We start from the raw sequence: 7,682 nt of genomic DNA on the forward strand, positions 1-7,682 counted from the left end.
AAAAACTCTCGCAAATGTAGAAATCTTTTTACGCCTACAGCTTTTACTCAAAAATATGAGTACAAGTTGTAGGCGTTAAGCTTGCTGACGCGCGCACGCAGTGCGAAAAAGAGGGTTCACAAATAATAAACCCATTGCTTAAATATTACTATTTACAGAGCACTTAAAGCTGAAACTGCTGCTTTAAAATATCACCAGTAAAGCTCGTTTTTAAATAAAACCCGCGGGGGAGGGTTTTAATTATTTGACCATTTGGGCCAATGGCATCGGTTACTATTTTACTATGGGCGGCTTTTGGACGAATTTGCATTGCATCACCTAAATGACCTGATATTTCATCAACTCTACCCAGTGCAATAAGCTCCATTTGCTCTTCCCAGTCACGCTGTAATAAAGCGTCTTGTTCTGGTGTGGGTTGCCATAAAAAGCCACTGCCAATTGTTCTATCAAATGGTGCTATATCGCGCTCACTTAAAATGGGTAACCACAAAACATGGTTTAGCTTTTTTCGCACACTGCTGGCATGCCATGTCATTCCTGTAACATTCACTAATGGTGTGACCGATACAAATGTCGTTTCTAGCGGTTTTCCTTTGTAGGAAATTGGCAGTGTTTTTAGCTCAATACCTAAATCTTCAAAATCAGGGAGGGGTTTAGAGCCTGCCGTCGCGCCTAAAACATATTCTATTAGTTGACCCGTCCAGCCTTTTTCTCGTAATAAATCATCCGGTGTTTTGAAATTATACTCATTCGCTAACTGGCCAAGCGTAAGCCCTGCAATGTTATTAACCCGCTTTATTAGATCATTAATTGAATGTGGTTTTGTTGGTCGCATATTACTAATTTAGGTTGAATAAATACCATTGCCATGATAGCAAATCAGCTAAGCCGTGGATATCTTTGCGTTTGTGTGTTTTTTGTACATGATGTCAGTGGTGCAATTTTGCACACGATAAAAAGTGCTCTAATTAACTTAAGTGACTGAACTGCTTTGTAATTTTGTGTTTTGCTATTCATCTGTAATTAAGTCTGAATAGAGTTATAGGGATAAATACAGATGTATGAACAAGTTTATCCACAGAATCTGTGGAGAAAGTCGTTTTTTAGATCCTATATTGTGGATTTGTTTGCAAAATGAGCGTGTTTTACAAAAGTTATGCACAAGCTGTGGGTAAGCAGAGTAAAACTCGTAATAGTATTTGCCGTATTGCGGGTTATGTGGAACAATCATAAAAAATCGACTTACAAATGAGGCACTAAGGTGATTGATGCCGAAGGTTTTCGTGCCAATGTCGGAATTGTAATTTGCAATAATCAGGGACAGGTCTTTTGGGCTAGACGTTATGGACAGCATTCTTGGCAATTTCCCCAAGGTGGTGTGGATGACGGCGAAACGCCAGAACAAACCATGTACCGTGAATTACACGAAGAAGTAGGGTTGCGACCAGAAGATGTAGAAATAGTCGCAAGCTCAAAACATTGGTTACGCTATAAATTACCCAAACGATTAATCCGCCGAGACTCAAGTCCGGTGTGTATTGGGCAAAAACAAAAATGGTTTTTATTAAAATTACGTTGTGAAGACGAAGATGTAAATTTACTTAAAACTCATCATCCCGAGTTTGATGATTGGCGCTGGGTCAGTTATTGGTACCCTGTAAGGCAGGTTGTATCGTTTAAGCGGGATGTTTATCGACGCGTAATGAAAGAGTTTGCTCCTTTTGCGATGCCTTTTAATAAGCGAGAACAACATAAAGATCATTGGCGAAATAAAAGGTAGTTAACTAACAATAGAGGAGCAGAATATGCTGGCTACACTCAGAGCTATTGTTGAGTCTGTTTCGCGACAAGCGAATTTAGACAGCGCTTTAGTGTGCTTTGTGCAAATGGTGAAAGATGCCATGAAAACCCAGTGCTGCTCTATTTATTTTGCTGATTACAGCCAAGATAACTTTATACTTATGGCTACCGAAGGGTTAAATCCTGATGCGGTAGGTAAGTTTAGAATAGGTTTTACAGAAGGTTTAGTGGGTCTTGTTGCGCAGCGTGAAGAGCCAATTAATGTCGCATTCGCTAAATCCCATCCACGATTTAAGCTCTCCCCAGAAGTCAACGAAGAAGGTTATAATGCTTTTTTATCTGTGCCAGTAGTGCATCAAAAAAAAGTATTAGGCGTTATTGTGGTTCAACAAAAAGTAGCCCGTGTATTTAGCCAAGACGAAGAATCGTTTTTAATTACACTTTCAGCGCAACTTGCTTCCCAGTTAGCTCACGCAGAAATAAAAGAAGTACTACGTCAAGAAGAGTCATCTCATCAAACATCCGTTTTAAAAGGCGTATCAAGCGCACCAGGCATAGGAATTGGACAAGCATTTGTACTACTTCCTAAGCTTGATTTTAAATCGATTGAACTGCAAAAAAATAGCGATGTAGTAGAGCAACAGCGTTTATTTACGCAAGCTGTGGCTGCTACACGCAAAGAGTTTAATACCCTATCGATGACCTTAAGTGATTCTATTCCACAAGAAGCACTCGCGGTATTTGATGTATACCAACAACTGCTTGATGCTAAAAGTTTAGGCCATAACGTAGAAATACAATTACAACAAGGCTGGTGTGCTAAGAGCGCATTAAAAATTGTAATAGAGCGTTTAATATCACAATTTAACGCCATGCAAGACCCGTATATAAAAGAACGTGCTGTTGATGTTAAAGATATTGGTTTACGAGTGCTACATCATCTTGTAAACACAGAGCGTGCAGTAAAAGATTACCCATCAAATACAATACTTATCGCCGGTACAGTAACGCCTGCAATGCTGGCTGAAGTGCCTAAAGGATGTTTATCGGGGGTTGTCAGTGTTAGTGGCTCGGTCAATAGCCATGCGTCTATTTTAACGCGTGCAATGGGGATCCCTGCCATTTGGGGAATAGAAGATTTACCCTTGTTGCAGTTTAATGGCAAAACAATGATTTTAGATGCGTTTGCTGGGCGTTTATATATATCGCCTTCGCAAATGCTGGTTGATGAATATACTCGGTTGCAATATCAAGACAGCTTGCTTAATAATCGTTTTTTTAAAGAACAATACTCAGAAGCGGTAACACTTGATGGTAAGCATATTAGTTTACGCTTAAACGCGGGGCTTGAGCTTAATACAGAACAAAACAGCGTTGATGTTTGTGATGGAGTAGGGCTTTATCGTACTGAAGCATGGTTTATGCAAAAGGGGCAGTTTCCTTCGCAACTAGAGCAAGAAAACTGGTATCGAGAAGTCCTAACAAGCTATTACCCAAAACCAGTCGTTATGCGCACGTTAGACATAGGCGGCGATAAAGTACTCGATTACTTTAATTTTACCGAAGAAAACCCGTTTTTAGGTTGGCGCGGTATTCGTATAAGTCTAGATCATCCCGAGCTATTTTTAGATCAACTCAAGGCCATGCTTAAAGCCAATATGGGGTTGGGTAACTTAAAAATTATGCTCCCGATGATCAGTGGCACTGAAGAGGTTGATGAATCACTCGCTTTATTCGAGCAAGCCTATTTTGAACTTAGTGAAAAATACCCAACGCAGGTGATAGAAAAACCCGCTGTGGGTATTATGCTTGAGGTGCCATCGAGCTTATTTATGATCCCTGAATGGTCTAAAAAAGTCGATTTTTGCTCTGTTGGCAGTAACGATTTAACACAATATTTATTAGCGGTTGATAGATCAAATGCACGGGTTGCACAGTTATTTAACCCATATCACCCAGCAGTGCTCAGAGCGTTAAACCAAATAGCGTCTGATTGCGAATATCATCAGATGCCATTTAGCTTATGCGGAGAGCTAGGTGGTGATCCCGAAGGGGCTATTTTACTTATTGCTATGGGATATAGGCGTTTAAGTATGAATTTATCGTCACTCAATAAAGTTAGGTGGGTGGTCAGGCGTTTGAATGCAAGTGACATGAAAACATTACTGGCAGCATGCTTAGCTCAGTCGAGTGCGAAACAGGTACTGCGTTTAACGCGCAACTTTATGATCGAGCACGGGCTTGGTGATTTGTTTTACACTCCCAAATAATAACGTATGGTCAAATAACTTTAATACACGGATGCTATTGTTTATATAATCCTTTAATATACACATCTCCAAAGGGTATTTGAGATCACTATGTATGACTTAGGGTTGTTGGTCGCAAGCTGCGCACTACTAGGCTGTATTGTCGGTTTTTTAGCAGGTTTATTAGGCATTGGTGGCGGTTTAATTATTGTGCCTGTACTTAGCGCTATGCTGCTCTCATTTGATGTAACGTCAGCGGATCATGTACTTGTGATTGCTATTGCAACATCGCTTGCCTCTATTTTATTTACCTCAACTTCTTCAGCGCTGGCTCATCATAAAAATGATAATGTGCCTTGGAATATTGCCCCGTGGGTTATGTCGGGAGTCGGTCTCGGTGCGCTTATTAGTGGTTTTGCGGCAAGTTTTATTCCAGAGCAAATATTACGTATAGTGTTTGCTGTAAGTGTCGTTTTTATTGCAACAAGAATGGTGCTCTCGACACGCAATAAGCCGGTGTCAGAAAAACCACTACCAGCAGGTCCTATTTTAGGCGCGTTTTCGGCAATCATGGGGGGCTTATCAGGATTAATCGGTATTGGCGGTGGGGCACTTATCGTTCCTATGCTTAATTACTTTTCGGTTGATATTAAAAAAGCAATTGGTTGTGCCGCTGCATGTGGAATTGTTATCGCATTTTTTGGCTCTATTGGTTACATAAGTGCTGGCTGGCAGGTTACAGATTTAGAACATGGTTTTGCTGGGTTTGTGTATCTCCCAGCATTATTTGGGATTGTAATTACATCGTGGTTTGTTGCGCCTATAGGGGCTAAAGCAACACATTACTTACCTGTAAATACAATAAAGAAAATTTTCGCGGTGCTGCTAGTGGTTATCGCAATTAGAATGATTTTTAGCTAAAGGTTTATTTTTATGGCACTTGAGTTTCCTCAAATTGACCCAATTATTTTTTCAGTTGGACCGCTAAGCGTGCGCTGGTACGGATTAATGTATTTAATAGGTTTTGCGTTTGCAATGTGGTTTGCTAACCGCCAAGCATCAAAACCAAACTCTGGTTGGACTAAAGATCAAGTCAGCGATTTACTCTTTTATGGCATGTTAGGTGTAATACTTGGCGGGCGTATTGGTTATGTGCTGTTTTATCAATTTAGTTATTTTATAGAAAATCCACTGTATCTATTTAGAATAGATCAGGGAGGAATGTCGTTTCATGGCGGAACGTTGGGCGTGATCACTGCGGTTGCTATTTTTTCGTGGACGCGTAAAAAATCACTTCTTCAAGTCGGCGATTTTGTTGCACCATTGGTCCCAGTCGGGCTGTTAGCTGGGCGAATTGGTAACTTTATTAACGGTGAACTGTGGGGGCGAGTTTCAGATGTGCCATGGGCAATGGTATTTCCAACCGGCGGTCCTCTTGCGCGTCACCCATCGCAGCTATACGAAGCGTTTTTTGAAGGCTTAGTATTGTTTTTAATAATGCTGTGGTTTATTAAAAAGCCTCGCCCAGCAGGTAGTGTCGCAGGTGTGTTTTTACTAGGTTATGGCGTGTTTAGATTTTGTATTGAATATTTCCGTCAGCCGGATGCGCAGTTAGGATTATTTGCCGACTTTATTTCAATGGGGCAAATACTTTCACTTCCTATGATAATAGGTGGTTTAGGCTTATTAATTTGGTCATATAAACAACCACAACGAGTAACGGCAGCTAAGGCATAACAAGAAAAACATGAAACAATATTTAAAATTATGTCAGCGCATCGTTGACGAAGGACAGTGGGTAGAAAACAAACGTACGGGCACACGTTGTTTAACCGTTATTAATGCTGATTTAGAATACGATGTTGCTAATAATCAATTTCCGATGATTACCACGCGTAAAAGCTACTATAAAGCGGCGATTGCTGAGTTACTAGGCTATCTACGTGGTTACGACAGTGCCGAGCAATTTCGTAATATTGGTTGTAAAACATGGGATGCTAACGCAAACGATAACAAAGCATGGCTCAATAACTCTCACCGTAAAGGCGAGGATGACATGGGTAGGGTGTATGGCGTACAAGGTCGTGCTTGGCAACGACCAGATGGTTCAACGCTTGACCAGCTTGCTAAAGTGATTAACAACTTAAAAAATGGTATCGATGATCGCGGTGAAATAATTTCGTTTTATAACCCCGGTGAATTTGAGCTGGGTTGTTTGCGCCCGTGTATGCACACGCATACGTTTTCATTACTTGGTGATACGTTATATTTAACGTCGTATCAGCGCAGTTGTGATGTGCCACTTGGCCTAAATTTCAATCAAATTCAGTGTTTTGTATTATTAGCGCTAGTGGCTCAAATTACTGGTCATAAAGCGGGTAAGGCTTACCACAAAATTGCTAATGCACACATATACGAAAACCAACTTGAGTTAATGCGCGATGTACAGCTAACACGAGAACCGTTTGCATCACCTCAGTTAAAAATAAATCCAAAAATTAAATCATTAGAAGATATCGAAACGTGGGTAACACGAGACGACTTTGAAGTAGTTGGTTATCAATGCCACGAAGCAATTCAATACCCATTTTCAGTATAATAAAAGATTAAGGAAAACATAATGAAAGCAGTGATCCCAGTAGCGGGCCTTGGTACTCGCATGTTACCAGCCACAAAAGCAATTCCTAAAGAAATGCTTCCGGTAGTAGATCGTCCTTTAATTCAGTACGTAGTAAACGAAGCCGTGAGCGCTGGTATTAAAGAAATAGTATTAGTAACGCATTCAAGTAAAAACTCAATAGAAAATCACTTCGATACCAGCTTTGAATTAGAGGCGACTTTAGAGAAACGTGTTAAGCGGCAACTACTTGCCGAGGTGCAAGCTATTTGCCCTAAAGACGTAACAATAATACACGTACGCCAAGGTGAAGCCAAAGGTCTTGGGCATGCAATTAGCTGCGCCGCGCCTATTATTGGTGACGAACCGTTTGTGGTCATATTACCTGATGTAATTATTGATGATGTAGAAAGTAATCTTAAAAAAGACAACCTTGCTGAAATGATTACGCGCTTTAAAGAAACTCAGCATAGCCAAATTATGGTAGAGCCTGTGCCAATGGCGCAAGTAAATCAGTTTGGTGTGGTTGATTTAGGAGATGTTGATTTACAGCAAGGTGAAAGCTCACCTATTTTGAATATGGTAGAAAAGCCACCGGTTGACGAAGCACCATCAAACTTAGCTGTTGTAGGGCGTTATGTATTAAGTAAAAATATTTGGCCGTTACTGGCAAAAACTCCGCAAGGTGCGGGCGATGAAATTCAGCTAACAGATGCTATTGCAATGTTAATGGAACACGAAAAAGTAGACGCATACGCAATTAAAGGCCGTAGCCATGATTGCGGAAGCAAAATTGGCTATTTAAAGGCAACTATTGAGTTTGCCCTTCGTCGTGATGAATTTGCTGGCGAGTTGAAAACATTTATTAAAACATTGGTAAAATAATGTCTTAATTTAAAAAGCGCCAAACATGGCGCTTTTTTTATTATTAGCACATAACATTAAACATCTTATACCAACATGCTTATATATGGGGTCTGTTTAACGTTAAGAAAATTACGCTAGAACTAGGCAAA

The 7,682-nt window shown here is 40.4% G+C and carries 7 protein-coding genes; 6 read left to right on the forward strand and 1 reads right to left on the reverse strand.

Annotated features, from left to right (window positions below; genetic code table 11):
- Positions 1-163: 163 nt before the first annotated feature.
- On the reverse strand, positions 164-835 hold the full coding sequence (gene mutH / locus CWB66_RS04210; RefSeq protein ID WP_077537176.1) for a DNA mismatch repair endonuclease MutH: 672 nt from the start codon (positions 833-835) through the stop codon (positions 164-166).
- A gap of 426 nt (positions 836-1,261) precedes the next feature.
- On the opposite strand from mutH, the gene rppH reads away from it, so the two are divergent.
- The 6 genes from rppH to galU all read left to right on the forward strand — a co-directional run bounded on the left by rppH (position 1,262) and on the right by galU (position 7,551).
- Positions 1,262-1,780, forward strand: a complete 519-nt coding sequence (gene rppH / locus CWB66_RS04215) for an RNA pyrophosphohydrolase (protein ID WP_077537177.1) — start codon at positions 1,262-1,264, stop codon at positions 1,778-1,780.
- Between the two features lie 25 nt (positions 1,781-1,805).
- Positions 1,806-4,070, forward strand: coding sequence for a phosphoenolpyruvate--protein phosphotransferase (ptsP, locus tag CWB66_RS04220; RefSeq protein WP_138584442.1), 2,265 nt, complete (start codon positions 1,806-1,808; stop codon positions 4,068-4,070).
- 90 nt (positions 4,071-4,160) lie between these two features.
- Complete coding sequence (locus tag CWB66_RS04225) at positions 4,161-4,970, forward strand: sulfite exporter TauE/SafE family protein (protein WP_077537179.1); 810 nt, start codon at positions 4,161-4,163, stop codon at positions 4,968-4,970.
- Between the two features lie 12 nt (positions 4,971-4,982).
- The gene (lgt, locus tag CWB66_RS04230; RefSeq protein ID WP_138584443.1) at positions 4,983-5,786 is read left to right on the forward strand and encodes a prolipoprotein diacylglyceryl transferase; all 804 of its coding nucleotides are present in this window, start codon (positions 4,983-4,985) and stop codon (positions 5,784-5,786) included.
- Between the two features lie 10 nt (positions 5,787-5,796).
- Positions 5,797-6,648, forward strand: coding sequence for a thymidylate synthase (locus tag CWB66_RS04235; protein WP_138584444.1), 852 nt, complete (start codon positions 5,797-5,799; stop codon positions 6,646-6,648).
- Between the two features lie 21 nt (positions 6,649-6,669).
- Complete coding sequence (gene galU / locus CWB66_RS04240; protein ID WP_077537182.1) at positions 6,670-7,551, forward strand: UTP--glucose-1-phosphate uridylyltransferase GalU; 882 nt, start codon at positions 6,670-6,672, stop codon at positions 7,549-7,551.
- The last annotated feature ends 131 nt before the right edge of the window (positions 7,552-7,682 follow it).

The organism is Pseudoalteromonas sp. S558 (assembly GCF_005886635.1).
Taxonomy (GTDB): domain Bacteria; phylum Pseudomonadota; class Gammaproteobacteria; order Enterobacterales; family Alteromonadaceae; genus Pseudoalteromonas; species Pseudoalteromonas aliena.

What these genes read in the sequence shown, in the direction of transcription:
- mutH (WP_077537176.1), bottom strand. Translation starts at nt 835, where the DNA reads ATGCGACCAACAAAACCACATTCAATTAATGATCTAATAAAGCGGGTT.
- ptsP (WP_138584442.1), top strand. Translation starts at nt 1,806, where the DNA reads ATGCTGGCTACACTCAGAGCTATTGTTGAGTCTGTTTCGCGACAAGCG.
- CWB66_RS04225 (WP_077537179.1), top strand. Translation starts at nt 4,161, where the DNA reads ATGTATGACTTAGGGTTGTTGGTCGCAAGCTGCGCACTACTAGGCTGT.
- lgt (WP_138584443.1), top strand. Translation starts at nt 4,983, where the DNA reads ATGGCACTTGAGTTTCCTCAAATTGACCCAATTATTTTTTCAGTTGGA.
- CWB66_RS04235 (WP_138584444.1), top strand. Translation starts at nt 5,797, where the DNA reads ATGAAACAATATTTAAAATTATGTCAGCGCATCGTTGACGAAGGACAG.
- galU (WP_077537182.1), top strand. Translation starts at nt 6,670, where the DNA reads ATGAAAGCAGTGATCCCAGTAGCGGGCCTTGGTACTCGCATGTTACCA.